Annotated in this window: 20 protein-coding genes and 1 tRNA gene; 17 read left to right on the top strand and 4 right to left on the bottom strand. The window is 70.3% G+C overall.

The features are described 5' to 3' along the window. Nucleotides 1-160 precede the first annotated feature (160 nt). The 11 genes from Aco03nite_RS09865 to Aco03nite_RS09820 all read left to right on the top strand — a co-directional run bounded on the left by Aco03nite_RS09865 (nucleotide 161) and on the right by Aco03nite_RS09820 (nucleotide 8415). The gene (locus tag Aco03nite_RS09865; RefSeq protein WP_203794501.1) at nucleotides 161-535 is read left to right on the top strand and encodes a TIGR02611 family protein; all 375 of its coding nucleotides are present in this window, start codon (nucleotides 161-163) and stop codon (nucleotides 533-535) included. 52 nt (nucleotides 536-587) lie between these two features. After that, nucleotides 588-659, top strand: a tRNA-Val gene (locus Aco03nite_RS09860). 337 nt (nucleotides 660-996) lie between these two features. Next, entirely contained in the window at nucleotides 997-1125 is a 129-nt protein-coding gene (locus Aco03nite_RS52790; RefSeq protein ID WP_239145034.1) for a DUF1349 domain-containing protein, read from the top strand. A 490-nt stretch (nucleotides 1126-1615) separates the two neighbouring features. Continuing rightward, nucleotides 1616-2995, top strand: coding sequence for a sensor histidine kinase (locus Aco03nite_RS09855; RefSeq protein ID WP_239145033.1), 1380 nt, complete (start codon nucleotides 1616-1618; stop codon nucleotides 2993-2995). Between the two features lie 36 nt (nucleotides 2996-3031). Then, nucleotides 3032-3466, top strand: a complete 435-nt coding sequence (locus tag Aco03nite_RS09850; RefSeq protein ID WP_203794497.1) for a roadblock/LC7 domain-containing protein — start codon at nucleotides 3032-3034, stop codon at nucleotides 3464-3466. After that, nucleotides 3463-3840, top strand: a complete 378-nt coding sequence (locus Aco03nite_RS09845) for a DUF742 domain-containing protein (protein ID WP_203794496.1) — start codon at nucleotides 3463-3465, stop codon at nucleotides 3838-3840. Before Aco03nite_RS09850 ends, Aco03nite_RS09845 begins: the two co-directional genes overlap by 4 nt. Continuing rightward, a complete protein-coding gene (locus Aco03nite_RS09840) occupies nucleotides 3818-4393 on the top strand; it encodes a GTP-binding protein (RefSeq protein ID WP_203794494.1) in 576 nt (191 codons plus the stop codon). The genes Aco03nite_RS09845 and Aco03nite_RS09840 overlap by 23 nt, the downstream gene beginning before the upstream one ends. 16 nt (nucleotides 4394-4409) lie before the next feature. After that, nucleotides 4410-4955, top strand: a complete 546-nt coding sequence (locus Aco03nite_RS09835) for a GAF domain-containing protein (RefSeq protein WP_203794492.1) — start codon at nucleotides 4410-4412, stop codon at nucleotides 4953-4955. Between the two features lie 571 nt (nucleotides 4956-5526). Beyond that, on the top strand, nucleotides 5527-7113 hold the full coding sequence (locus Aco03nite_RS09830; RefSeq protein WP_203794491.1) for an acyl-CoA dehydrogenase family protein: 1587 nt from the start codon (nucleotides 5527-5529) through the stop codon (nucleotides 7111-7113). A 179-nt stretch (nucleotides 7114-7292) separates the two neighbouring features. Then, a complete protein-coding gene (locus Aco03nite_RS09825) occupies nucleotides 7293-7799 on the top strand; it encodes an RNA polymerase sigma factor (protein WP_203794489.1) in 507 nt (168 codons plus the stop codon). Continuing rightward, nucleotides 7786-8415 carry a hypothetical protein gene (locus Aco03nite_RS09820; RefSeq protein WP_203794487.1) on the top strand — a complete coding sequence of 210 codons (630 nt, stop codon included), beginning with the start codon at nucleotides 7786-7788 and terminating at the stop codon, nucleotides 8413-8415. Before Aco03nite_RS09825 ends, Aco03nite_RS09820 begins: the two co-directional genes overlap by 14 nt. Before the next feature lie 41 nt (nucleotides 8416-8456). On the opposite strand, the gene Aco03nite_RS09815 is transcribed toward Aco03nite_RS09820, so the two are convergent. Together Aco03nite_RS09815 and Aco03nite_RS09810 are read right to left on the bottom strand one after the other, a co-directional pair. Continuing rightward, nucleotides 8457-9080: a hypothetical protein gene (locus tag Aco03nite_RS09815; protein WP_203794486.1), complete on the bottom strand. Its 624-nt coding sequence runs from the start codon at nucleotides 9078-9080 to the stop codon at nucleotides 8457-8459. Continuing rightward, nucleotides 9080-9604 carry a zinc metalloprotease gene (locus tag Aco03nite_RS09810; RefSeq protein WP_203794484.1) on the bottom strand — a complete coding sequence of 175 codons (525 nt, stop codon included), beginning with the start codon at nucleotides 9602-9604 and terminating at the stop codon, nucleotides 9080-9082. The genes Aco03nite_RS09815 and Aco03nite_RS09810 overlap by 1 nt, the downstream gene beginning before the upstream one ends. A gap of 670 nt (nucleotides 9605-10274) precedes the next feature. Between Aco03nite_RS09810 and Aco03nite_RS09805 the strand changes: the two genes are divergently transcribed. Further along, nucleotides 10275-13256: an AfsR/SARP family transcriptional regulator gene (locus Aco03nite_RS09805; RefSeq protein ID WP_203794482.1), complete on the top strand. Its 2982-nt coding sequence runs from the start codon at nucleotides 10275-10277 to the stop codon at nucleotides 13254-13256. Here the strand turns inward: Aco03nite_RS09805 and Aco03nite_RS09800 are convergent. Then, a complete protein-coding gene (locus Aco03nite_RS09800) occupies nucleotides 13250-15196 on the bottom strand; it encodes a methyl-accepting chemotaxis protein (protein ID WP_239145032.1) in 1947 nt (648 codons plus the stop codon). The two genes, Aco03nite_RS09805 and Aco03nite_RS09800, sit on opposite strands and share 7 nt — an antisense overlap. Nucleotides 15197-15317: 121 nt before the next feature. Here Aco03nite_RS09800 and Aco03nite_RS09795 point away from each other — a divergent pair, with 121 nt between their 5' ends. From Aco03nite_RS09795 to Aco03nite_RS09775, 5 genes are read left to right on the top strand one after another with little or no spacing between them, the layout of a single operon-like run. Continuing rightward, nucleotides 15318-15821 (top strand): hypothetical protein, encoded by a 504-nt coding sequence (locus tag Aco03nite_RS09795; RefSeq protein ID WP_203794480.1) that lies wholly within the window; start codon nucleotides 15318-15320, stop codon nucleotides 15819-15821. Continuing rightward, complete coding sequence (locus tag Aco03nite_RS09790; protein ID WP_203794479.1) at nucleotides 15818-17185, top strand: hypothetical protein; 1368 nt, start codon at nucleotides 15818-15820, stop codon at nucleotides 17183-17185. The genes Aco03nite_RS09795 and Aco03nite_RS09790 overlap by 4 nt, the downstream gene beginning before the upstream one ends. Further along, nucleotides 17182-18492, top strand: coding sequence for a vWA domain-containing protein (locus tag Aco03nite_RS09785; RefSeq protein ID WP_203794477.1), 1311 nt, complete (start codon nucleotides 17182-17184; stop codon nucleotides 18490-18492). Before Aco03nite_RS09790 ends, Aco03nite_RS09785 begins: the two co-directional genes overlap by 4 nt. Before the next feature lie 26 nt (nucleotides 18493-18518). Beyond that, nucleotides 18519-19631: an ATP-binding protein gene (locus Aco03nite_RS09780; RefSeq protein WP_203794476.1), complete on the top strand. Its 1113-nt coding sequence runs from the start codon at nucleotides 18519-18521 to the stop codon at nucleotides 19629-19631. Further along, nucleotides 19628-22411: a DUF5682 family protein gene (locus Aco03nite_RS09775; RefSeq protein WP_203794474.1), complete on the top strand. Its 2784-nt coding sequence runs from the start codon at nucleotides 19628-19630 to the stop codon at nucleotides 22409-22411. Before Aco03nite_RS09780 ends, Aco03nite_RS09775 begins: the two co-directional genes overlap by 4 nt. 73 nt (nucleotides 22412-22484) lie before the next feature. Here Aco03nite_RS09775 and Aco03nite_RS09770 read toward each other — a convergent pair whose 3' ends face one another. Next, nucleotides 22485-25385, bottom strand: coding sequence for a carbohydrate binding domain-containing protein (locus Aco03nite_RS09770; RefSeq protein WP_203794691.1), 2901 nt, complete (start codon nucleotides 25383-25385; stop codon nucleotides 22485-22487). Nucleotides 25386-25468: the final 83 nt, after the last annotated feature.

The raw sequence follows: 25468 nt of genomic DNA, 5'->3' as shown, positions 1-25468 counted from the left end.
ATATCTTGTCCCGTTCCGCCCAAGTACCCGGTTCCACCCGGCATCGGATGGTCCAGCAGTTGACTTACTCCGGTAACGTCCATTCCTCCCGGGTAGTGACGGGGCCCCCGGACACTGGGGGATGAAATGGCCCTAAAACCGGACGACGGGGTTCTGCGACGTGCGTGTGCTTGACCGTATCCGGTCCAACTCCACTGGCCGGCTCGCTCTGAAGATCGGTGTCGGCATCCTCGGCACCCTGGTCACCGCGGTCGGGATCGTCCTGATCCCGCTCCCCGGTCCCGGCTGGGCCATCGTGATCCTCGGCCTGGCCATCCTGGCCGTCGAGTTCCACTGGGCCCGAGCGCTTCTCGCCTTCACCAAGCGGCACGTCCAGAGCTGGACGCACTGGATCGCCGCTCAGTCTCTCCCGATCCGGGCCCTCGTCGGGCTGGTCGGCATGATCTTCATCAGCGCGGTGGTCTGGCTGAGCGTCCTGCTCACCTTCCACCTCAACCTCTTCACCTGGACCCTCGACTTCCTCGGGTGGCGTTGACCCCCTGATTCGCACAGCGGGATGGCCGTCTAGTAGAGTTCCATCTCGTTGAGGGCGATTAGCTCAGCGGGAGAGCGCTCCGTTCACACCGGAGAGGTCACTGGTTCGATCCCAGTATCGCCCACGAGATGGCAGGGGCCGTGTGTCTGCGGAAAGCGCAGACCGCGGCCCCTCGTCTTGTCTGCTCCGGGGGCCGAGCCCCCGGAAACCCCGCATCACGGTGGGCGCTGTCTGCTGCCCCGTTGCGGTTGTCGCCGGTTCCGGTTTCGGCAAACCCCGCCCGCCTCGCGGTGGGCGCTGTCGGGCGGCCCGTTGCGGTGGTCCTCGGGTTGAGGTTCGGTCTCGCAAACCAGGCTGTTCGGGTACGTGTGGAAAGTACCGACGCCGGCCGGGCCTGGCATACCCGCGTCTTGGCCGACGCGCCTGCGGCCGAGACCAGCTTGGTGGGGATCATCGCGTCGATGTATCTGCCGAAGGTGGTCTCCGGCGCCGGCCCCGGGGTCTACGTCCTGATCTACCGCGCGGACGACGTGTTCGACGTGCGGTACTCCGCCGACGGCCGAACCTGGCGCGAACTCCGCCTCCCCTGACCATCGCGCCGCCTCTTCGAGTTCCCGTTCCAGCGGGGTGGGGCCATCGCACCGTCTTTACCCGCCGGCCGCCGTGCTCATTGGCGGTGCGGCGATTGATTAGTGAAGATTCCGTTCCTATGTGTGTGGAGCCGGACCGGAGCGGGAGCCCGAGTCAATTCATCGGATGGCTCCCGGTCATCCCTAACTTTCGGCGGGCGTTAATCCCCTAATCCCCCAAAACTCGCCCATGTCGTCGGTGGCTATTAGGACGGACAGGGTGGACGACTCGGCCGGAGCTGCGGTGAAGTCGCTGGTGACGGGCCTGTCGAAACGGACTGCGAACGGCCGGGGACAAGCAGTGACGGGCGTCAGTCGGCGTCCCGGGTCTCGGCTTCCTGGCGTTAATACCAGGAACCGATTTCTCACCTTGGCCACGAGCCGCCGGGGCCACTAGAGTGACTGAGCCTCCATACCGGACATTGCCGCATCACCAAGAACAAGGATGCTTATGCCCGACACCCCATATCTGGTCGCCGCTATCGCGGTGCTGGCCGCGGTCGTCTTCGCGGTCTGGGCGAACCGGCGCGGCGACGCCCGGTCGAACGAGCAGCGGGCCCTGGCCGAGCAGGCTCGCACCGAGCTCGCCGAGACGCGGTCCCAGTTGACCGCGGCACGTTCCGATGTCGGCCGGCTCACCGAGCGGCTCGGGCTGTTGCACACCGAGATGGAGACCGTCCGGAAATCGGCCACGCACGCCGACGACCGCCACGTCGAGGTCTTCGTCAACCTCTCCCGGCGGCTGCAGTCGCTGGTGCACCGGGAGATCAAGTTGCTCGACGCGCTGGAGAACGAGGTCGAGGACCCCGACCTGTTGAAGGGTCTCTTCCAGGTCGACCACCTGGCCACCCGGATCCGGCGGCACGCGGAGAACCTGGCGGTGCTCGGTGGTTCGGTGTCGCGCCGGCAGTGGAGCCGCCCGGTCGCCCTGACCGAGGTGCTGCGTTCGGCGATCGCCGAGGTGGAGTACTACTCGCGGGTCAAGCTGGTGCCGCCGATCGAGGGCACCGTGCCCGGGCACGCCGTCGCCAGCGTCATCCACCTGATCGCCGAGCTGATCGAGAACGCGACGATGTTCGCGCCACCGCACACCCAGGTGCTGCTGCGCACCCAGCAGGTCACCGCCGGGGCGGCGGTCGAGATCGAGGACCGCGGTCTGGGCATCCAGCGCGCCGACCAGGACCGGGTCAACCGGCTGCTGGCCGATCCGCAGTCGGTCGACCTGGACGACCTGCTGCGGGACGGGCGGATCGGGCTCTACGTGGTCTCGATGATCGCCCGGCAGCACGGCATCATCGTGCAGCTGCAGACGAACATCTACGGCGGCACCCAGGCGGTGGTCATCCTGCCGCGCCTGCTGATCGGCACACCGCCGGAGATCGCGCCGGCCATGACCGGGCCGGGAACCCCGGCCCCGGTGCACGAGCAGCCTCCGTCGCCACCGCAGGCGCCGTTCCGTCTCCCGACGGCCGAGACCGTGCCGGACCACGTCGTGTCCGCCCCGGTCCTGACGGCGCCCGCTGCCCCGGCGCGTTCCGATCTCGCCTACACCGGGCACGGTGACGCCGGGCCGACCGCCGCGTACCCGCAGGTCGTCCCGATCGTCCCCGACTACGTGCAGGCACCGCCACCGCCACCGCCACCGACGCCGGCGCGGCCCCCACTCCCGCGCCGCCACAGTCAGACCCACATGGCCCCGCAGTTGAAGCTCGGCCCGGCGGCGCCCGCCAAGGACCTGGCCGGCGAGCACAACCCGGGCCTGATGGCATCGTTCATGAACGGTGTCTCGCAAGCCGAGGCCCACGCGTCCGGCCCCGAAAGTCACGGCTGATTCCCCACCGTCTGTTCCTCAGGAAGGCCCGGCTCCATGTCACGCATCGATTCCGTCCACCGGTCCCAGGATCTCGTTTGGCTGTTGTCCGGCCTGGTCGACCGGGTTCCGCACACCAGAAGCGCGTTGCTGCTGTCGTCGGACGGCTTGCGCAAGGCCGCCCACGGGCTCGACGACGACGGCGCGGACCATCTGGCCGCGATCGCTTCGGGGCTGTTCTCGCTGGCCCGCAGCGCCGCCACCCGTTTCGACGGCAGCGACGGGGTCCGGCAGGTGGTGGCCGAGCTCGACACCTCGCTGCTGTTCGTGTCGGCGGCCGGGTCCGGGGCGGTGCTCGCGGTGCTCGCGGGCAAGTCGGCCGACCCGGGGGTGCTCGGTTACGAGATGGCGCAGATGGTCAAGAGCGTCCGGCCGTACCTGGCGACGCCGACCCGGCACGAGGCTGAGTTCCCCGGTACGCACGGACGGTGAGAATCTCCGAGACCGACGACGACAACTGGTTCGACGACGCCGCGGGACGTCTCATCCGGCCGTACACGGTGAGCAACGGGCGGACCGAGCCGTCCATCCGGATGGAGCTGCTGTCGATGGTGATCGCCACCGGCCGCCGCCCGCACGGTCACCTCGGGCCGGATCACTCCCAGGCACTCGATCTCTGCAGCGGCGTCACCACGGTCGCCGAGATCGCGGCGCGGTTGAGGTTGCCCGCGGTGGTCGCCAAGATCCTGCTCTCCGATCTCGCGGGCTGGGGCGCGGTGGACACCCGGGCTCCCGACCCGATGGCTGACAATTCGAACCCGGCGGTACTGGAGACCATCATCTATGCCCTCAAACAACGGCTCTGACGGGTTCCCGTCCGCGCTCAAGCTCTTGATCGCGGGCGGATTCGGCGTGGGCAAGACGACGTTCGTCGGCTCGGTCAGCGAGATCGAGCCACTGCGTACCGAGGAGTTGCTCACCACCGCGAGTGTGGGCACCGACCGGCTGACCGGTGTCGAGCAGAAGTCGACGACCACGGTCGCGATGGACTTCGGCCGCATCACCATCAGCCGGGACCACGTGCTCTATCTGTTCGGTACGCCGGGCCAGGAGCGTTTCTGGTTCATGTGGGACGAGTTGTCCGGCGGTGCGATGGGTGCTGTCGTGCTGGCCGACACCCGCCGGCTGGCCGACTGTTTCCCGGCCGTGGACTTCTTCGAGTCCCGCGGCATCCGGTTCCTGGTCGCGGTCAACGAGTTCGACAGCGGCATCCGGTACGAGCTGGACGACCTGCGCAGCGCCCTGGACCTGAAGCCCGACATCCCGATAGTCCACTGCGACGCTCGGGACCAGCGGTCCGCGACCGGTGTGCTGATCAGTTTGATGCACCATCTCCTCGCCTCACAGGCCCCCCGATAACGAACGGAGATCCGGAATGATCTACGACCTCTCCGGAAACCACCCGCTGACCCCGATGGATCCGGAGGTGCCCAACCGCCTCGTCCGGTTGAAGGAACTCGGGCTGGGCGACGGCCCGGATCCGCTGCTCGACGAGTTCGCGCGCCGGATGGGCGAAGTCACCAAGGCGCCGTTGACAATGGTCAACTTCATCCAGGAGGACCACCAGTACCTGGGCGGCCTGTACGCCGGACCCGAGCTGCCGGTCGCCCTCCGGATGGGACTGTCCGGCCGTACGTTCTCGCGCGAGCACGGGTACTGCCCGCACGTCGTCGTCCGGCGGAAGGCTCTCGTCCTCGACGACGTCTGCGACTATCCCCGGTTCGCCGGCAATCCGGTGGTCGACGAGATCGGCATCCGCTCCTATCTGGGCGCTCCACTGATCGACCGGACCGGGGTCGCGCTCGGCACGGTCTGCGTGGTGGACACCGAACCGCGCCCGTGGGGCCGGCCGGGGCTGGAGACCATCAAGACTCTGGCCGCGGAACTGGTGGCGCAGATCCATGCCCGCGAGGGCAAATAGGAGCCTGTTACTTCCACGTAGGAATCGGGGATCGTCCCCCGGAGAATCGGGGATCGCGAACGGCGGCGTCGCTGAGCCGCCATTCGACCGTTCCGGCCGTAACGGCGGTACTGTCCCGTCTTGCCCTCGGCATCGTTCGTGTCGTCGCCGACCGATGCCGGGCCGGGCTTTCCATTCGGCCCGCCGTAGCAGTGGTGTTCACCACGGATGCCGGGTGTGGACCCCGCATTCAAAGGGTCCATTACATTCAGTCACGAAGTGACCCCGTTGAGGAACCATCGTGTCTGCTGTAGAGTCCCGTCGAGATCGACAAACTGGCAGCGCGATTGCGAAACGGCCGACTTCGCATGTCGGGTCGGGCGATTAACAACGCCCGATCGCAGCTGTCGATAAATGGTCGGCGGCATCAATGATGAGCCGCGAATTCCGTGCGCTCCGATGGTTTTCCCAATGGGTGTCACGCGTCCCGATGTTCCGCGAGATTCATGAGCGCCGACAATATCGCGAGCCGGGCGAGGCCCCAGCACACCCCCAACGTTTGCAGTTCGGAAATGCTCGCGAGGAGCGAACGATGGATACGGAAACCCTCAATCACGATGCCGTTGTCCCGCCGCCGGCCGATGACCCGCCGCCGTCGTCACGGACCAGCCGGATGCAGGACTTCCTGCGGGAATATGCCCGGAACTTCCTCAATTCCCGGTTGATGGACGAGCGCCGTTCGCTGCCGCCCGCACTGATTTCGGAATTCGCCGAGGCCGGTCTGCTCGGCCTGCAGATCCCCCGGCGGTACGGCGGGCAGGAACTGTCCCACGCCGACATGAAGCGCGTGTTCACCCAACTCGGGGCCATCGACGCCAATCTCGCGGTGTTCTGCGCGGTCCACAACACGCTGGGCATCCCGCCGATCAGGTTCTCCGCCACCGACGCGGTCAAGGACGAGGTGCTGCCCCGGCTGGCCGGCGGGCAGGCACTGGTCACCAGCGCGATCAGTGAACCGGGCATCGGCTCGCACGTCCGCGGAATGGCCACCACCGCGAGCCGGAACGCGGACGGATCGTTCACCATCAACGGGGCCAAGAAGTGGATTTCACTGGGCGGCGACGCACGATACGTGAACGTGTTCGCCAAGCTCCGGGACGAACGTGGCAGACCCCAGGGAATAACCGGATTCCTGGTCGACAGCCGTACGCCCGGATTTGAGATCGGCCCGGAAATGCTGACCCTGGGGCTGCGCGCGGTGCCGCAGTACGACCTCGGTTTCCGGAATCTGCGGGTTCCCCGGTCCGCGTTGCTGGGCCAGGAGGGCGCCGGACTCGACATCGCCAAGACCGCGTTCACGAGCGGCCGGGTGGTGCTGGCCGCGATGACGCTGGGTGCGGCCATGCGGTCGCTGGAGCTGGCCCAGCGGTTCACCAACGGCCGCGAGATAGCCACCGGCTCGATGGCGGAGAACGGCCGAATACGCGAGCTGCTCGCCGAGTCCGGAGCCGGTGTCCAGGCCGCCGAAACCCTGCTCGCCCGGATCGCGGCCTGGCAGGACGCGGGTGAGGACGTCCCGGACGCCTGGTTCTTCTGCGCAAAGATCCTGGGATGCGAGCTGGGCTGGAGCGCCATCGACAACGCTCTGCAGGTGCTGGGCGCCCGGGGCTTCCTGGACACCAACACGGTCGGCCAGCACTTCCGGGACTACCGGTTGTTCCGCATCTTCGAGGGTTCCACCGAAGCCATCACGGTGTACCTCGGCAGCGTGTTCGCCCGGAAGCCGGACGAGTTCGCCGACCTGCTCGGCCCGGTCCGGCCCACCGCGCCGATTCTCGACCTGGTCGACCAGGTCGCCCGGATCAGCGCCGACCGGCCCGAGGATCCCGGCGCCCGGCACATCCACGCGGCCCTGGTCGGCGAGCTGGTGTGCTGGACCCTGCTGACCGTCGTGACGGGGGAGACCGCGCACCGTTCCGCGATGGACGCCTACACCGCCTCCTGGACCGAGCACCAGCTCCGGCAGCGGCTGCGCAACGCACAACTGACCTCGCACCGGAGCCTGCCCACCCTGGCGGAGTTCACCGACCACGTCGCCGGTTACGCCGACGTCATCGGCGACGTGGACCAGCGGCGCTGGCCGGCCGAGGAGTGGCGGACGGACCCGCTGCTCCGGTAGAGGCCCCCCGCACAGCCGGACGGCACCGGCATCCAGCTGCGAAGACACCCGCTGCCAGGAATCATGGCAGCGGGTGTTCTGTCGTCATCGCCCCACCCGGCCGTCGCCGGCGAAAAGTTTCTCTCCGCGGAGGTAAGGATCCGGGTACCGGCCGACATGTACAGGCCGAGGAGGGACCGATGGGCAACGATCCACCAGAGCAGGGATTCACCGACCTGTACCGGGCGAACCACGGGCGGGTCCTGCGGTTCGTCGCGCGACGGGTCGGCGAGGAGGCCGAGGCGGAGGATCTGACCGCGGAGGTCTTCCGGATCGCGTGGGACAAGAGCGTGCGGGGGGAGGTGCTCACACCGGCCTGGCTGTTCGTGACGGCACGCCATGTGCTGAGCAACCATCGCCGGTCGGTGCAGCGCGGTGATTTCGCGTACCGCAGACTCGCCGTCACGTCGCCGGGCGGTCAACCCGCCGGCGAGACCGCCGACCTGGTGTCCGAGGTGCTGGAGCAGCTGCCCGAGGCGCAGCGCGACGTCCTGGTCCACCGCTACTGGGACGACCTCGGCGCGAGCGAGATCGCCGCGCTCACCGGCCTGTCCGTGTCGGCCGTCTGGGTGCGGCTGCACCGGGCCCGGCAGGCGTTCAAGCGGTCCTTCAAAGCCATCACGGAGGTCGGTCATGCCAAGCGTTAAGCGACTGATGCAGGAGGCGAATCCGGTGCGCAACGACCGTGTCGAGAGCGAGGAGCGGGCCGAGACCAGGCTCGCCGAGTTGCTGGGCAGCCGCCCGGCCGAGTTCGAACGCCCGCCCGCCCGCCGCCGCACCCTGGTGTGGGGCCTGGCCGCCGCCGCGGTGGTCGTGGTCGGCGTCGGGGTGGCCGGTGCGATCGTGCTGCGCGACCCGGCGCCGCCGGCGATGTCGGACCAGCCGTTCTACCGCGACACGGCCGAGTTGGAGGAGAACGCCGAGGCGATCGTCCGGGCCACCGTCAGCGCCACCCGGACGGTGACGGCGGACGGCATCACCGAGACCGTGGCCACCGTCTCGGTGGGCAAGGTGGCCAAGGGCGACCCGAAGCCGGGCTCGTCGATCGAGATCGCCTACTCGTCCACCGGCCCGGAGCAGGCCGAGGGCATCCGCAAGGGCGGTGAGTACGTGCTGCTCCTGCAGTCCCGCGACGCCACGACGTGGAACCTGGTCAACACCACCCAGGGCTACTACACCGTCGCGGGGGGCGAACTCACCCCCACCGTCGACAACACGGTCGCGCTCAGTGCCGCCGTGACGTCGTCGCTGGGGGTGTCCTGAACACGTCGCCGGCCGGGTCGCCCCCCGGCCGGCGACGTCCCTCACTTCTGCGCCGCGACCTCGGCCCTGATGTCCCCGGTCGTCTCGTTGTCCAGCGGCGCGTCCTCGGCGACCGCCTCCAGCGGTGCGGAGCCGTTCGCCCCGTACAGCGCCTGCTCCGGGTTGAGCAGGTCGAACGGCTTGCCGGCGCCGTGGTCGGCCAGCAGCAGGACGAACTCGGAGCCGTCCGACGGCAGCACGGTGGTGTGCTGCTCGGTGTAGGTGACCCCGTCGAGCGTGCCGCCGACCTGGCTCACCTCGACCCGCTCACCGACCGCGACCTCGCCCTTGAGCACCTCGGTGACCTCGAGCGTGGAGACGGTCACCGCGACCGCGGCGTCCTCCCGCCACTGCGCGATCTCCCCGGCCGACAGCCCGGCCTGCGGGTTGAGCAGCGGGTCGGTCTCGGTCGACGTCTCCGGGTAGAGCCACTCGGCCCGCGACGCCACCGCCGTGCCGCGCACGATCACGTCCGCGGTGCCGATGATCTGCTCGGCGTTGTCGTAGACCGGGTAGTCGAAGTGGTATTCGACGACCTTCGCGTCTTCCGTCGCCGGCTGCGCGGAGCACCCTGACAGCAGCGCGAAAACAATCGCCCCGGCGGCGATTCCACCTTTCCGGCCCATCAGTAGATCCTCTCCACTTCGCTGATGTCGTACGCGGTCGGCAATTGCGACGTGGTGCGATTCCTGCTGTGTTTCATCAATGACGCCTGGGTGGTGTTCGGATTGTCGTCCAGGCTCAGGGCGTGGCCGATCTCGTGGGTCACCGTGCTCGTGATCCAGGCCGTGTAATTGGACCCGGCGCTGGCCTGGAGGGTTCGCGAGTTGACCTTGATGCTGAACGTGCGGTTGACCCCGCGGACCCCGTGCGGGGTGTACTGGCCGTACCAGCTCTGCGAGTAGGAGCCCGCCGTGGCATCGGCCGCGGCCGATGTGCTGCGGCCGATGTGGCTGTTCACGCGCTGGTTCCAGCGGATGTTGCCGGTGTCGTAGAACGCCACCCAGGTCGAGTTGATGCCGACCGTCTTGTAGTTGAAGGTGCGGCTGGGCATGCCGCCGCTGTAGTAGGTGGCCTGTGCCGGCACCCCCGTGGCGGCGATCAGTCCGGTCACCGCGAGCGGGACGACAAGAAGCCTTCTCAGTCTCACTGAATTCCTCCCCGTGCAATGTGCCCACCGTTATCCGGGCACGCCCGAGCCGAGAGTGTTCGAATTCTTTCGCGCCTGGATCCGGGCGCGTCCGACCGATCGGCGCCAATCGGTGACTCTCGGCGATGGTCTACAACGGATAGTAGGGGAATTCGACGGGCACTGACATTCCCGAATACTATGTCGTGGATCACAGTAGGTTTAAATAATTGAATGCAGATGATTCGCGGAACGGTGTGGCCATTGTCCGTATTTGTTGGCGCGGCGAGTACGGCGCGGCGGAACAGCGGCGCGGCGGAACAGCGGCGCGGCGGTGCCAGCGGCGGAGGGGAAGCACAGCGGCGCGGCCGGCCTGGATCGGCCGGCCGCTCGCCGGTTCTGGCACGTGACGGCCCCCGTCGGCCCGTGCCGGTCGCGAGACGTGAGGCCGGCGCCGCACGTCCTCCGCCCGCCCCGGATGCCTACCCGGTTCGCCGGAGCTCGCCGGTGAACCGGACCCCCGATGAAACCGGCCCCGGTGCGCGCGCGGGTCGTGCCGGGCGCCTGGCCCGGACTCCGCTCGCCTGGTCATCGTGACCGGTGCCGTCCTCGTTTTGTCCTCGGTTGCTCCGGCGCGGGCGGGTTGCCCCTCGTACACTGCTCCGGACGTTGATGAGGGTGAGGGCGCGGCGTGGAGTTCGGGATCCTGGGGCCGCTCGAAGTCCGGCAGGACGGCAGGCCGACAGCGATCGGCGGGACGAAGCAGCGCCGTGTCGTCGCGACGCTGGCGCTGCACGCCGGCCGGGTGGTCTCGCTGAGCCAGCTGGTGGACGCGGTCTGGGATGGCGAGCCGCCGGCCACCGCCCGCAAGCAGGTGCAGAACGCGGTGTCCGCGCTGCGGCGCACCCCGGTCGGCGCGGTGCTGGCGGCGGAGGGCCCCGGCTACGTGCTGCGGGTTCCGGCCGAGCAGGTGGACGCCGGGCGGTTCGACAGGCTCCTGGCCGAGGCGCACGCGGCCCGGACCGCCCGGGATCCGGCGCACGCGGCCGCGCTGCTGCGGGCCGGGCTGGCGATCTGGCGGGGGCCGGCTCTCGCCGGTGTCGGGGGCCGGACCGTGTCGGCCGCCGCGGCACAGCTCGAGGACCGGCGGCTGTCGGCGGTCCTGGCCTGGGCCGAGATCGCGCTCGAGCTGGGATCGCACGGCGCCGTCGCCGACGAGCTGCCCGCCGAGATCGACAGGTACCCGCTGTGCGAGCCGCTGGCCGGCCTGCAGATGCTGGCGCTGTACCGCGCGGGCCGGGCCGCCGAGTCGCTGGTGTGTTACGAGCGGATCCGCCGGACGATCGCCGGGGAACTCGGGGTGGATCCCGGTCCCGAGCTGCAGAGCCGTTATCAGCGGATCCTGGCCGCCGACCCGGAGCTGAACCACCGGCCCGGGGCCCGGCCGGCCCGCAACCATCTGCCCCGCGACGTCGGGCACTTCACCGGCAGATCGGCCGAACTGGACCGGATCTCGTCGGTCGCGGACAGCGGCGGCGTGACGGTGATCCAGGCCATCGACGGCATGGGCGGGGTCGGCAAGACGGCCATGGCGGTGCACGCGGCCCACCGGCTGGCCGGACGGTTCGCCGACGGCCAGCTCTTCGTCGACCTGCACGGGCACACCGCCGGCCGGGATCCGCTGACCGCCGACGAGGCCCTGGACGTGCTGCTGCGCGCGGTCGGGGTCTCCGACGCCCGGATCCCGAAGAGCCCGGACGAGAAGTCGGCGATGTGGCGGGGCGAGCTGGCCGGCCGCCGGGTGCTGGTGGTGCTCGACAACGCGCTGAACTCCGCCCAGGTCGAGCCGCTGCTGCCCGGGTCGGCCGGGTGCGCCGTGCTGATCACCAGTCGGCGCCGGCTGACCGGGCTGATCGGGGCGGAGGTGCTGTCCCTGGACACCCTGCCGACCGACGACGCGGTCGCCCTGTTCCGGGCGGTCGCCGGGCCGGACCGGGGGGAGGCCGAGCCCACGGCGGTCGCCGAGGTGGTCCGGCTCTGCGGACATCTGCCGCTGGCCATCGGTATCGCGGCCGCCCGGTTCCGCGTACGGCCGCAATGGGGGTTGTCCGATCTGGTGGACCGGCTGAGCGATGATCGGGGCCGGACCCGGCTGCTGCAGTCGGACGACTGGGGCATCACCGCCGCGTTCGCGCTGTCCTACCGGCATCTCGCCGACGCCGAACGGCGCATGTTCCGGCTGCTCGGCCTGCATCCGGGTGCGGACGTCGACGTCTTCGCCGCGGCGGCGCTGGCCGGGCTGCCGCTGGACGAGGCGGAGCACCTGCTGGACGCCCTGTGCGACATGCACCTGCTGATCGCGTACCGGCCCGGCCGGTACCGGCTGCACGACCTGGTGCGCGATTTCGCCCGGGCCACCGTCGAGGCCGACGAGTCCGCCCCGGGCCGGTCGGACGCCCGCGACCGCCTGCTGGACTACTACACACACGTCACGCGGATCGCCGCCGAGATGGACAATCCCCGACGGCCCCGGCTCGGCGCGAGCCCGCGGTACCGGCCGGCCGCCGTCCCCCGGATGTCCCGGCCCGCGGAGGTGCGGGCCTGGGCCGCCGCCGAACACGCCAATCTCGTGGCGGTGGCCCGGCTCGCGGCGCGGCACCGGGCCGGCGGCGAGGGCTGGCAGCTGCCGCGCGAGGTGGGCTCACTGCTGTACGAGAGCGGTCAGTTCTCGGCCGGCCTGGAGGTCTTCAAGATCGCGCTGGCCGCGTGCCGCCCGGACACCCCGCCCGCGGTGCGGTCCGCCTGCCAGGTGGACGTCTCCCTGATCCACAAGGTGATGGGCCGGTACCGGCTCGCCCTCGAGTACCTGGAGCAGGGGACGGCCGACGCCGCGGTCGCGGGGGATCTCGACAGCATCGCCCGCACGCTGATCCACAAGGCCGACCTGAGCCACCTGGTCGGCGCGTTCACCGACTCCATCGACTACGCCACCCGCAGTTTCGAGGTTTACCAGGAGCTGGGCGACGTGTGGCGGGCTGCGGTGGCCCTGACCATCATGATGGACGCGATGAGCCAGCTCGGACGCGATCGGGAGGCGATCGGGGTCGCCGACCGGGCGGCGCTCCCGCTGGCCGGTTTCGCCAACCTGCGGCAGGTGAGCGCCATCCTGAGCCGCCGCGGCACCGCCCACAGCCAGCTGGGCGAGCACGACGTCGCGATCCGGCTGCTCACCGAGAGCCTCGAGCTGGCCCGCCAGGGTGAGGACCGCCGTTTCGAGGCCGACTACCTGCACCGGCTGGCCGAGGCGATCCGGAGGTCCGGCCGCCCGCGCGAGGCCCTGGCGCCCGCGACCGAGGCCATGACCATCCTCGACGACATCCCCGACCCGGTGGACCTGGCCGAGACCCACAACGTGCTGGGCGCGATCCACAACGACATCCGGGAGTACGAGGTGGCGGCCGGGCACTACCGCCGGACGCTCGACCTGACGGAGAACGTCGAGTACCGGTCGGCCCGGGCCCACGCCCTCCGGGGGATCACCCGGAGCCTGACGGCGCTCGGTCACCCCGAAGCGGAAACCCACCACCAGCAGGCCCTGGCTCTGTACGCCGAACTGGGTCTCCCGGACGCCGGCCCTCTCGACGACGCCGCCGTCCGGGTCGCCGGTCAGTAGCGGAAGGCGCCGACCAGGCCGGTGAGCTGGTCGGCCAGGTGCGTGAGGTTCGCGGCGGCCTGCTGGGTGGTCCGGGCGCCGTCGGCGGTGGACGAGGCCACCCCGGCGACCCCGACGATGGTACGGGCGACATCACCACTGTTACCGGCGGCCTCCGTCACGGTACGGCTCATCTCGGCGGTCGTCGCGGTCTGTTCCTCCACGGCCGACGCGATCGTGGTGGTGTAGTCGCCGATCTGCTCGATCACCTGCGCGATCTCCCCGATCGCGAGGGCCGCCGCCTCGCTGGACGACTGGATCGCGGTGATCCGGGCGGTGATCTGCTCGGTCGCGTTCGCGGTCTGCTGCGCCAGATCCTTCACCTCACCGGCCACCACGGCGAAGCCCTTGCCGAGTTCCCCGGCCCGCGCCGCCTCGATGGTCGCGTTCAGCGCGAGCAGGTTCGTCTGTTCGGCGATCGAGGTGATCAGCTGGACCACCTCGCCGATCTCGGTGCTGGCCGTGCCCAGCTCGGCGACCTGCTCGTTGGTGCGCTCGGCGATCTGCTTCGCCTGGGACGCCACCTGCGCCGCCTGGGTCGCGTTGGACGAGATCTCGGCGATCGACGCGCTCATCTGCTCGGCGCCCGCGGCGATCGCCTGCACCCCGGCGTTGACCTCCTCGCTCGCCGAACTGGCGCTGCCGGCCTGGCTGGACGCGGTGGACGCGCCGCTCTCCAGTTGCCGGCTGACCACCTGGAGCTCCTGCGCGGCGGTGCTCAGCGTCCCGCTGGCCCCGGCGATGCCGCGGATCGTGACGGCCACCTTCTCCACGAACCGGTTGAACGCGGCGGCCATCTGCCCGGCCTCGTCGTCGCGGTCGGCGGTCACCCGCTGGGTCAGGTCGCCGTCGCCGTCGGCGATCTCGGCCATCCGGTCGCGGAGCCGTTCGATCGGGCCGACGACCGACCGGGCCAGGAAGAACGCGGCCACCCCGGCGATCACCGCGGCGACCAGCCCGATCAGCACACTGGCCCAGAACGTGCTGTTCGCGGCGGCCAGGACGGTGGCGGTGGGCACCTCGATGATCAGCGTCCAGGTGTCGCTGCCGCCCAGGGTCAGCGGCGCGGCGATCCGCAGTGTCTCCTCGCCGCCCACCTCGGTGACCTCGCGGGAGGAGGTTCCGGCGGTGACCGTCCGCCCGGCGAGCGCGACCAGGTCCGCCGGTGCGGCCTGCCCGGCCTCCCCGGCGCCGCTGACCACCGTCCCGGCCGTGCTGAGCAGCACCGCGGTCCCGGAGCCGAACGGCTTCACCGCGCCGACCAGGCCCTGCAGCGTGGCCAGCGACATGTCGATGCCGGAGATCCCGACGACCGTCCCGCCACGTTCGATCGGCACCGCCACCGACGTGATCAGGGTCTGCTCGCCACCGACCTCGTAGAAGTAGGGCTCGACCACCTTCTCCCGGCCGGTGGTCAGCGGCACCTGGTAGTAGTCGCCGGGCCCGGCCTTGTCGTAGTCGACCAGCGGGGTCAGGCCGATCTTGTCGCCGTCGCGGAACCAGTAGGGCACGAACCGGCCGGTCGCGTCGTCGCCGGGACCGGCGTCGCGGTGTTTCCGGTCGGCGCCGTCGAACGCGCCCGCCGCCCATCCGGTCCACGTGCCGAGATACTCCGGGTGGGCTTCCAGGACCGCCTTGAGCTGGGCGTTCGCCAGCACCCGGTCACCGCCGCCGGCGGAGGCCGCGCCGAGTACCCGGGCCATGTCCCGGGCGGTGCTCAGCCCGCCCAGAATCACCTCCTGGATGTCGGAGGCGCTGCCCTTGGCCATCTCGTCGGTGTAGGCGAAGCCGGTCTCCCGGGCCTCGGTCGCGTTGCGTACCGCGATCCAGCCGACCACGACCGCCATCGACACCAGCAGCATCAGTGTCATCGACGCGATGACGCGCACCTTGATAGTCACCCGAGCCAGACCCGCCACGTCTTCCCGATCGGCCTACCCCCGTCTCTTCTGAGCTGGGCCGATGCGGTTTTGTCGTACCCGTGGGATAGAACTTCCGCACCTGGTTCTGAGGAGGTCTGTTGTGACCATCGAGGGTGCCGCCGCCGAGCGGCGCAGCACTGCACCCGTCATCGCGCCCGTCCGGCCGCGCAAGCTGGCGAAGGTGCCGTTCGTGGAGCTGTCCGAGGGCCGTCTCCAGGGTGTCGTGTCGAGCGGGTCGGACGTCGAGCGGGTCTACGTCTCGTCCGTCACCGCCGGTGACCACGGGCTGAGCTGCAACACCAACAACAATCGTCCCTGCGGCGGTCTCTCCGGCGGCTCCCGCCCCTGCGGCCACCTGCGGGCCCTGGCCGACGCCGCGGTCGCTCAGTACGGTCTGGACCGTGTCGCCCGATACCTGAAGGCGGCACTGCCCGACGGTGCCGGCGACCTGTGGTCCGGTCTGCACACGACGACCGCGCCCAACCGTGCCGCCGAGGTCTTCTCCGGCTTCCTGCGCCACCTGGCCTACCTGGAGGTTCCGCCGACCACCGATCCGCTGCCCGACCTGCAGTGGTTCCCGGCCGCCGGGGTGGTGCGCGGATGATCGCCGACGCCCTGCGCGCCCACCCGTCCGGTCTCGACGAGGCGTTCGCCCTGATCGACGGGCTGGACGACACCCTGGTCCACGGCCTGGCCCGGATCGACGAGGAGCGCGCCGCCGCCCTCGAGTCGCTGGCCGCCGCGTTCACCGGCTCGCCGCTCGCCGCCCGGGTCACCGACGCGATCGGCAAGATCGTCGCGGGCACCGTCACCGACGAGCACCTGGCCGTGCTGGCCGGTGCTCGGTCCGCGCTGCTCGGCGCCGTCCACGACGCGCTGCTCGGCGGGCTCGACGAGGCCCACGGCCGCACCCGTGCGCCGTGGAGCGTCCCGGCCGCCCCGGCGGCGAGCGGGCCGCTGCTGGCCGGTGGCCGCTCGTGGCTGCGCGAGCTGGCCATCGCCGGCTGGCGCGGGGTCGACCACGAGGTGGCCGGCGGCGGCGCCCAGACCGTGCAGGCCCTGCTCGCCGATCCGGCCGGTCGCCGTCTCGCGGTGCTGCTCGACGGGTTCGCCGCCGAGTTGCGGGCCTCCGCCCCGGTCGCCGGTCTCGACCGGATCCCGGTCCGCCGGTGGGCCGACCTGTGGTCGCGGGCCCTGCTGCTCGCCCAGGAGGGCTTCCCGGTCCCGGCGGCCGCGCCGGCCGACGGCCGGTTCCTGCTGCTCGGTGTCGACCTGCACGAGCACCCGACGGTCTTCCGGGCCCAGGCGCACGGCCTGCTGGAGACGCCCGGCGGCGAGGTCCGGCTGGTCCGGGCGAGTGTCGCCGCGGCCAAGGTGGACACCATCAGCGGGCCGTCCGCCTGGCGGATGCTCGCCGCGTTCCCGGTGTTCCGGGCCGCCCTGGCCGGGCGGCGCGCGATCGAGATCACCGGCATGCCGCTCATCACCACCGGCGACCTGCTGTGGGACGAGACGTGCGCGGTCACCGGCGAGGCCGTCGACCCGTTCGCGGTGGCCCGGGTCCGGCTCGGCACGGCGATCGCCGCGCCGGCCGCCCCGCTGGACCGGCATCCGGCCGTGATCGCCGAGCCGGTGCTGCTGGAGGGCTACACCGCCGGGCCGGAGTCGTTCGACCTGGGCGGTGTGACGGTCGCCGTCGACCTGGACCGGCTGCCCGAGGCCGGGCCGATCACCCCGGCCCTGGTGGCCGCCTCCACCGCCTGCCTCGGCCTGCTCCGCTGGGAGTCCGGCCGCTGGGCGGTGCAGCCGCTGGCCGTGCAGGCGGTGGTCCGGAAGAAACCGGTCGTCGCGCACACCGGTGACTGGGCGCTCGGCCCGACCGAGGCCAAGGCGGCGAAAGCCGAGGCCGCGGCCGGCACCGCGGTCGAGGTGCTCAGCGAGCGAGCGGGAAGGCTGTTGCGCAAATGAGTGCTGCGGAGACCCGCCGTCAGGTTCTGTACTGGCGGTTGCTGGCCCGGCTCTTCGATCCGGACGAGCAGGAGAGCCTGGAAGCGGGCAGCATGGCGATCGTCGGTGACCTCGGTCTGCCCGCCGCGCTGCTCGACCCGTCGGTGTCGGTGGACACCGTGGTCCAGCGGTTCCCGCAGCTGGAGGCGGAGTTCGACGGCCTGATGGCGGAGGACCGGCCGGAGACCGATGCGGAGCGTGAAGGCGAGGTCCGGCGGGCCGCGCTGGTGTCGAAACTGCTGCTCAACGTCTTCGCCACCGGCACCGGCAACGTGACCGCCGAGCAGTTGCAGCGGTGGCAGTCCGATGCCGGCTGGTTCGAGCGGGCGATGGGCTGCGAGCCGGGCGAGCTGCGCGGGCGGTCCGCCGGCAACGGCCCCGGCCTGGGCAAGACCCTGGCCGGGATCGAGGGTGATCTGGTCGGGCGGATGCGGCTGCGCGAGGTGCTCGCCGACAACCGGCTCGCCAAGCAGCTCACCCCCAGCATGTCGCTGATCGAGCAGCTGCTGCGCGACAAGGACAACCTGGACGGTTTGGCGCTGGCCAACGCCAAGGCGCTGATCCGCCGGTTCGTCGACGAGGTGGCCGAGGTGCTGCGCACCCAGGTCGCCCAGGCCAGTGCCGGGACGATCGACCGCTCGGTGCCGCCGAAACGGGTCTTCCGCAACCTGGACCTGGACCGCACGATCTGGAAGAACCTGCCGAACTGGAGCCCCGAGGACGAGCGGCTCTACGTCGACCGGCTCTACTACCGGCAGACCGCGAAACGGATCGAGCCGGCCCGCCTGATCGTGGTGGTCGACCAGTCCGGGTCGATGGTGGACGCGATGGTCAACTGCACCATCCTCGCCTCGATCTTCGCCGGCCTGCCCAAGGTCGACGTGCATCTGGTGGCGTACGACACCCGCGCCCTGGACCTCACCCCGTGGGTGCACGACCCGTTCGAGGTGCTGCTGCACACCCAGCTCGGCGGCGGCACCGACGGCACCGTGGCGCTCGACCTGGCCCGCCCCAAGATCACTGATCCGCGGAACAGCGTCGTCGTCTGGATCTCCGACTTCTACGAGTGGCAGGAGCAGGCCTGCTGGGAGGGCTTCCAGGCGATCCATCGGTCCGGGGTCAAGTTCATCCCGGTCGGCTCGGTCAGCAGCGGCGGCCACCAGAGCGTCAACCCGTGGTTCCGGCAGCGCTTCAAGGACCAGGGCACCCCGGTCCTGTCCGGCCACATCAAGAAGCTCGTCACCGAGCTCAAGAACTTCCTCGTCTAGATCGACACGCAAGGAGACATTCCGCGATGAGTGACATGCTGCGCGCCCCCGCCGAGGTCAAGTACGCCGAGGAGCTGGACTGGCTGGAGTCGGTGGACACCGGGCCCAAGCCGTTCTCCTGGCGCCTCAGCCCCAAGATGGTGCGACTGTTCGTCCTCGGTTCGGAGCGCGCCGACGGCCTGGACCGCGAGATCGCCCCGAAATGGTTCGGCGACCGCAGTTTTGTCGAGCGGTCCATCGTCACCCTGGCCTCCGACCGCGGCCTGCTGCTGATCGGCGACCCGGGCACCGGCAAGAGCTGGCTGGCCGAGCTGCTCTCCGCCGCGATCAGCCGTAACTCGACGCTGGTGGTGCAGGGCACCGCCGGCACCACCGAGGACCACATCAAGTACTCCTGGAACGTCTCGATGGTCATCGCCAAGGGCCAGTCCCGGGCCTCGATGATCCCCTCGCCGATCATGACCGCGATGGAGAACGGGGTGATCGGCCGGTTCGAGGAGCTGACCCGCTCCACCAGCGACGTGCAGGACGCGCTGATCTCGATCCTCTCCGAGAAGTACGTGTCGATCCCCGAGCTGGACGACGACAACATCGTCTTCGCCAAGCCCGGCTTCAGCATCATCGCCACCGCCAACAGCCGGGACCGGGGTGTCAACGACCTGTCCTCGGCGCTGAAACGGCGGTTCAACTTCGTCCGCATCCCGGTGGTCACCAACAAGAAGAGCGAGGCGGAGATCGTCCGCTTCCGCACCGAGGAGTTGCTGCGCCGGCACAACATCGAGCTGGAGGTGCCGCCCACCCTGCTCGACGTGCTGCTGCAGAGCTTCGCCGACCTGCGGGCCGCGTCCGCCTCGGCGGGCAGCGACGACGAGCGGCTGGAGTCGGCGCTCTCCACCGCCGAGCAGATCGGTGTGCTGGAGGACGCGATCCTGCACAGCAACTTCTTCGGGGCCGCCACCCTGACCTCGCAGACCCTGGCGTCGTCACTGGTCGGCTCGCTGGCCCGGCGCAGCCCGGAGGACCTGGCGATTCTGAACAAGTACTGGCACGGCGTGATCGAGCCGCGCAGCAAGGAGCACAGCGGCGAGTGGACCGGTTTCCTGGAGGGCGGCCGCCAGGCGATTGCGACCCTGTCGTGACCAGTCCCTTCGACCCGCTCCGGGACCAGTTGCTGGGCGCCGCGGAAGCTCTCGCGGACGGCCCGGCGGCCCTGCCCGAGATCCTCGCCGGGATCGTCGACGACGTGGACCACGCCCTGCGTGAGCCGCTGGAGATCTTCCCGGTCTGTCACCACTCGCCGGCCTCGGCCCTGGCCATGCTGCGGCGGCTGCGGGAGAAACAGCCCAAGGTCGTCTACCTGGAACTCTGCGAGGACATGCGGCCGCTGCTGACCGAGCTGCGCAACTGCCGGCTCCCGGTGGCGCTGCAGGCCTTCGCCTCCGAGCTGGACGGATTCCCCAAGGAGTCGGCGCCGCTGTCGGTCATCGCGCCGATCACCGAGGCCTCCGCGGAGTACCAGGCGATTTCGTACGCGCTGGACACTCCCGGCGTCGAGCTGGTCCTGGTGGACCGGTCCACCGACCACGTCTTCCAGTGGCAGCCCGACGTCGCGTCGCCGGCCGACACCCCGGAGCCGGAGGAGGACCTGCACGGCGACGCGGTCGGGGTGGAGATCGGCGACCTGCGCCCACGGTTCGCCGAGCTGGAGGAGCACCTGCTGCACCACGGCCGGGTGCGGCACTGGTCGGAGTGGTGGGACCAGTACGTGGAGCAGCCGCTGGCCGGGGCCGACCACGACACCTACCGGCAGGTGATGGTGCTGATCGGCAGCCTGTTCCGGCGGCTGGCCCCGCACGACACCCGGCGGTTCGCCAGTGACGAGGACCGCGAGCGCTACATGTGGACCCGGATCCGCGAGCACCTCGCCGCGTCCGGCGCCGACCCGGCCGACTGCCTCTACATCTGCGGCGCCTTCCACGCCGCGAGCCGGGTGCCCGAGGCCGGCTCCGCGCCCGGCACCCCGGACTTCGTGATCACCCCACGGACCGGCACCACCTGGTTGTACGGGCTGATCCCGTCCAGCCACTCGGCGATCGAGTCCCAGTTCGGGCTGGCGCCCGGCTCGGTGTCGATCGCCGCCGGCACCTGGCAGAAACAGCTAGGCCGGTCCCGGCTCACCCCGTTCCGGCTGGACGGGCAGAAGGGCGCGGCCCGCAAGTCGAAGAAGGCGCTGCCCGCCCCGGTCGTCACCGGCGAGGTGGTCACCGACCACCTGACCGGCTATCTGGCCGGCCCGCCGGCGCTGGACGGGCTGGACGAGGAGGAACTGCGCGGCTGGTGTGTGGACATCGTCCGGCTCGCCCGCCGTAACGGTTACCTGTCCAGCACCGCCGACGCGATCGCCGTCTTCGAGACGTCGATCCTGCTGGCCGGCATGCGGGGCCGGGCCCGGCCGACGCCCTACGACTTCCAGGACGCCGCGGTCACCTGCATCGAGAAGGACACCGTGCCCGGCCGCCGCGACGTGCGCCGGCTGTGCGAGATCCTGCTCGGCGGCGACCGGGTCGGCCAGGTCGGCTACGAGGCGCTGCCGCCGCTGGCGCGGGACGTGCACGACCGGCTCGAACCGCTCGGGCTCAACCTCGAACAGCGCAGCATCCAGCGCGCGCTGCTCGACCTGAACGCCCGGCCCGAGCTGGCCGCCTGCTCCCAGCTGCTCTGGATGCTGCGCTACCTGCTGCCGGACAACGCGGTCCGCCCGATCATGGGCAGCCGCAAGCTCGGCGAGAAGCACATCCAGGAGAGCTGGGACCTCGACATCGGCCGGCACCAGCGCAGCATCATCGAGCTGGGCTACGAGGGTGTCACCGTCGAGCAGGTCCTCGAGCAGCGGCTGCGCCGGGACGCCTGGGATCCGAAGGCGACCGCCGCCACCGCGCTCAAGGCGGTGGAGAACTCGCTGCTCTTCCTGGAGAGCCCACGGCTCACCGCCGAGCTGGGCGCCCGGGCGATCGAGCTGCTGGCGGCCGAGCGCACCGTCGACGACGCGCCGGACGTGCTGCGGCGGATCCGGCGGCTGCTCGGGCACTACCGGGCCACCACCCCGGTGCTGCCGGCCTGGTGCGAGCGGTTCGTCACCGAGGGGTACGCGCACTACTGCACCCTGCTGCCCACCGCCTTCGTCGAGGAGGAGACCGGGGTCCGGCAGGTCGGGGCGATGCTCGGCTTCCTGTTCAGCATGGAGAGTCTGGCCCTGTCGCTGGGTTGCGACCGCACCCAGCTGGAGATCGCGGTCCGGCAGTCGCACCCGGAGGCCCCGGCCAAGGTGGCCCTGCTCTGGGCGGCGCTGCACCAGCTCGGCGCGCTCCCGCTGGCCGAGCTGCGGACCAGGGTCGGTGACCTGCTGGCCAACCCGCTGGTGGTGCCGTCGGTCCCGCAGTACGTGAGCGGGTTCGTGCAGGCCCTGGAACCGGTGCCGCGGCTGGCGCCGTTCGTGGTGGAGACGCTGTCCCGGGTGTTCGCGCAGCTGCCCGACCCGGTGCTGCTGCCCTGGCTACCGAATCTGATCACCACGCTGAAATCGCAGGCGGCGGAGCTGGTGCCGGTGCTGACCCGGGAGGCGGGGCGCACGTTCCCGGGCAGCCTGGCGGCTCTGGACTCGTGGACGGCACCGTGGAACGCTCCGGCCCGCTCCCGCCCGGCCTCGTCGGCCGCGGCGCCGGTGGGCCCGGCCGGAGCGGTGACGGTGCTGCTGGCGGGGTATCCGGCGGCGGCGGATGCGGTGGCCGAGTTGCTCGGGTGCCCGGGGGAGTGGGCGCCGGTCGCGCCCGCGTCCGGTGCGGACGCGGGGGTGGTGGCGGGGCTGCTCCAGGCGTACCCGCAAGCGGTGGAGGGGGTCGCGGACCTGGTCGGCGCCTGACCGGCCGGAAGTGACGCCCGGCCCGGCGGTGTGGGGGCCGCCGGGCCGGGGGTGTCACCTCAGAGCCGGGGTGTCACTTCAGATAGGTGGTGGCTGAGCCGATCCGGCCGGGGGCCGGGGTGGCGCTCGTCGAGAGGACGTAGACGCGCAGGTTGCCCTTGGCGTTGAGGTCGACGGTGAGGGAGCCGCCGGTGACGGTCCGGGTGTCGCCGGTGACCGCGTCGACGTAGGTGCCGTTCGGGATGCCGCTGAAGGTCGCCCCGTTCGAGACGGTGATCAGGGCGAAACTGTCGACGCCGTTCGCGGTGTAGCGGCGCTTGTAGGCCATGTTGCCGCTGACACCCTCGGTCGAGTACTGGCCCATCTGCAGCGCGGGCACCGCCCGGCGGATCTGATTGAGCCGCTGCAGGTGCTTGACCAGCGGTTTCGACAGGGTGGTGGCGACCTGGCCGGTGGCCGACGAGACGACGCCGTAATCACTGGCGGTGACGTTCCCGGCGATCTGGCCGCCGTAGTAGGCGCGGCCGGTGGTCTCCAGCGGGCAGGTCGGCCCGCAGTCGATCCGCTGCCCGGCCTTGAACTCGATCTCCGAGCCGTAGTAGAGCGTCGGGATGCCGCGGAACGTCCACATCAGCGCCATGTTCTCGGCCCACGCGTCGGTGCCCTCGGCGTACCGTACCGACGATTTGTTGGGCCCGTAGTCGTGCGAATCCACATAGACCACGTTGTAGGTGGCGTCGTTGACCGAGTCGTCCGAGTCCTTGCCGTTGTGATACGCGTTCGACGCGTCCCCGAAGTTCATGTGCATCCGCATGTCGATGATGTTCATGCCGGAGAACTTCGAGTGGTCCGGGGCGTGATAGGTGTTGCCGTTCAGGAATGCGTTGGTGCTGGTCGGCTGATTACCCGTACCCATGTTGTTCTCGTAGTCGAACTGCTCGATCGCGGCCGTCACGTCGTCGCTGGAATAGGTGGCCCGCTCCTTCCAGGTGAAGAACTGGGCGGAGTGGTTGACCGAGCCCCGGTTCCACTTGTCGTTCACGAACGCGGCGACCTCACCGAAGATGTAGAAGTCCTTGGCCTTGGTGGCGCCGTATTTCGCGGTCAGGTGGTTCTGCAGGGCGGGGAGGAACCGGCGGTTCCAGGTGACCCGCGGAATGTGTACGGCGGTGTCGATCCGGAATCCGTCGACGCCCATGTCGATGTACTTCTGGTACGCCCCGATCAGGTAGTCCTGCACCGCGGCGTTCTCGGTGTTCAGGTCGGCCAGGTCCTCGTGCAGCCAGCAGGACCGGGCGTCCTCACCCTCCCAGTTGCCGATCCAGCACTGGTGGAAGAGGTTCGACGGGAACATCTTCGCGGTCGGCGACGGCCATTGGCAGTGGTAGAGCGTGTATCCCTCGGGACTCTTCCCGCCGGTCGGTGTGCCGTAGTTCGGGCAGGTGTTCCCGGCCGGTGCGGTGCTGCTCCACAGATCGCCGTTGTAGGTGCGCCCGTTGGCGTCCTCGGCCAGCGGGTCGTATTTCTTCCCGGCGGCCTTCTCGCTGTAGTACCAGCTCCACTGATTGTCCCGGACACCGTAGACGGTCGGGGTGAAAAGACCGTTCGCGCCCCATCGGGAGGTGTGGTTGAAGACCACGTCCTGGTAGATCTTCAGGCCCTTGGCGTGGGCCGAGTCGATGAGTTCCTGATAGGACGCGCCGTCCGACTCCAGCCGCGGATCGACCTCGTAGAAGTCGTATCCGTGGTAGCCGTGGAAGTCGTAGTCGGAGCGGTTCAGCACGACCGGCGTGATCCAGACGGCGGAGAATCCGAGCCCTTTGATGTAGTCGAGCTTGTCGACCAGGCCCTTGAAATCGCCCCGGAACATCGGGTCGTCGTTGGCGGCGTTCCCGGATTTGACGTGCTGACTGCCGCCCCGGTTGTTGGTGCTGTCACCGTCGTTGAAACGGGCGGTGAGGATGAAGTAGATGCTGTCCTTGCGCGGGTCGCCACCGAGCATCTCGCCTCCGGCGGGGGCGGGCGCGGCGGATCCGGTGGTCACGGTCGCCGAGGCGGCCGCGGAGAGGTTTCCGGCCGCGTCGAGAGCCTGGACCCGGTACGTGTACGAGGTGTTCGCCGCCAGCCCGCGATCGGTGTACGCCGTGGTCGAGCTGCTCAGCACCGTGCTCCCGCGGGTGATCCGGTATCCGGCCACGCCCACGTCGTCGGTCGAGGCGTCCCACCCGAGCGTCACGGTGGTGTTCGCCGCGGTCGCGGTCAGTCCGCCCGGCGTGGACGGCGCGGTGGTGTCCGGCGGCGCGGCGGCACACGGATCCGCGGCGTTCGCGGTGACCACACCGCCGCTGACGGTGCTCGTGCCGGTGCCCAGCGGGTAATTCCGGCCGCCGTTGCTGTCCCAGGTCCCGGCGCCGTCGTTGAAGGTGGCGGCCCAGGTGGTGGCGGTGCCGAGGCTGACGGTCCGGCGCACCCATCCGGCGCACGCCGGTTCGTTCATGACCACACCGGGGACCGGGGTCCACGAACCGCCGGACGGTGCGAAGTGCAGGTACGCCGTGGTCCAGGTGGTGCGGTAGTACACGGTCGCGGTGTTGGCGCCGTTGCTTCCACAGGGGACCGCCGAGCTCACGGCGCCGGCGGAGACGGTGATGGTGCCCGTACCGGCGCTGTAGTTGTTTCCGGAGTTGTTGTCCCAGGTGCCCGAACCGTTGTTGAAGACGAGTTGCAGGCCGGTCGCGGTGCCGAGGTCGACCTGCTTGACGAACCAGCCGGCACACGCGGAGTAGGGGCTCATGGCGACGCCGGGCGCTGTCGTCCAGGCGCCGCCGGTCGGGGCGTAGTGGAGGTTCGCCGCGGACCAGGAGGTGGGGGCCTGGTAGTAGACGGTGACGGTGGTCGCCGCGTGGGCGGCGGGTAGGTCGGACAGGAGCAGCAGGGGGACGGCGCAGAGCGCGGCCAGCACTCTGCGGAGCATTCGGGACACGGGGCCTCCGATGACATGGGGGAGAAACGCGAGTGTGATCCCGCGTTCACATGCCGTGGAAGCTAGCAAGTTCT

Origin of the sequence: Actinoplanes couchii, assembly GCF_016862075.1 — a bacterium.
GTDB lineage: Bacteria > Actinomycetota > Actinomycetes > Mycobacteriales > Micromonosporaceae > Actinoplanes > Actinoplanes couchii.
Note: the sequence above shows the minus strand (reverse complement) of the source record. Positions and strands in the feature narration are given on the sequence as shown.

Excerpts from the sequence above, each read along its gene's own strand:
- Aco03nite_RS09815 (WP_203794486.1), bottom strand. The coding sequence starts at position 9,080 with ATGGGCCGGAAAGGTGGAATCGCCGCCGGGGCGATTGTTTTCGCGCTG.
- Aco03nite_RS52790 (WP_239145034.1), top strand. The coding sequence starts at position 997 with ATGTATCTGCCGAAGGTGGTCTCCGGCGCCGGCCCCGGGGTCTACGTC.
- Aco03nite_RS09780 (WP_203794476.1), top strand. The coding sequence starts at position 18,519 with ATGAGTGACATGCTGCGCGCCCCCGCCGAGGTCAAGTACGCCGAGGAG.
- Aco03nite_RS09840 (WP_203794494.1), top strand. The coding sequence starts at position 3,818 with ATGCCCTCAAACAACGGCTCTGACGGGTTCCCGTCCGCGCTCAAGCTC.
- Aco03nite_RS09820 (WP_203794487.1), top strand. The coding sequence starts at position 7,786 with ATGCCAAGCGTTAAGCGACTGATGCAGGAGGCGAATCCGGTGCGCAAC.
- Aco03nite_RS09850 (WP_203794497.1), top strand. The coding sequence starts at position 3,032 with ATGTCACGCATCGATTCCGTCCACCGGTCCCAGGATCTCGTTTGGCTG.
- Aco03nite_RS09830 (WP_203794491.1), top strand. The coding sequence starts at position 5,527 with ATGGATACGGAAACCCTCAATCACGATGCCGTTGTCCCGCCGCCGGCC.
- Aco03nite_RS09785 (WP_203794477.1), top strand. The coding sequence starts at position 17,182 with ATGAGTGCTGCGGAGACCCGCCGTCAGGTTCTGTACTGGCGGTTGCTG.
- Aco03nite_RS09855 (WP_239145033.1), top strand. The coding sequence starts at position 1,616 with ATGCCCGACACCCCATATCTGGTCGCCGCTATCGCGGTGCTGGCCGCG.
- Aco03nite_RS09835 (WP_203794492.1), top strand. The coding sequence starts at position 4,410 with ATGATCTACGACCTCTCCGGAAACCACCCGCTGACCCCGATGGATCCG.
- Aco03nite_RS09770 (WP_203794691.1), bottom strand. The coding sequence starts at position 25,385 with ATGCTCCGCAGAGTGCTGGCCGCGCTCTGCGCCGTCCCCCTGCTGCTC.
- Aco03nite_RS09790 (WP_203794479.1), top strand. The coding sequence starts at position 15,818 with ATGATCGCCGACGCCCTGCGCGCCCACCCGTCCGGTCTCGACGAGGCG.
- Aco03nite_RS09825 (WP_203794489.1), top strand. The coding sequence starts at position 7,293 with ATGGGCAACGATCCACCAGAGCAGGGATTCACCGACCTGTACCGGGCG.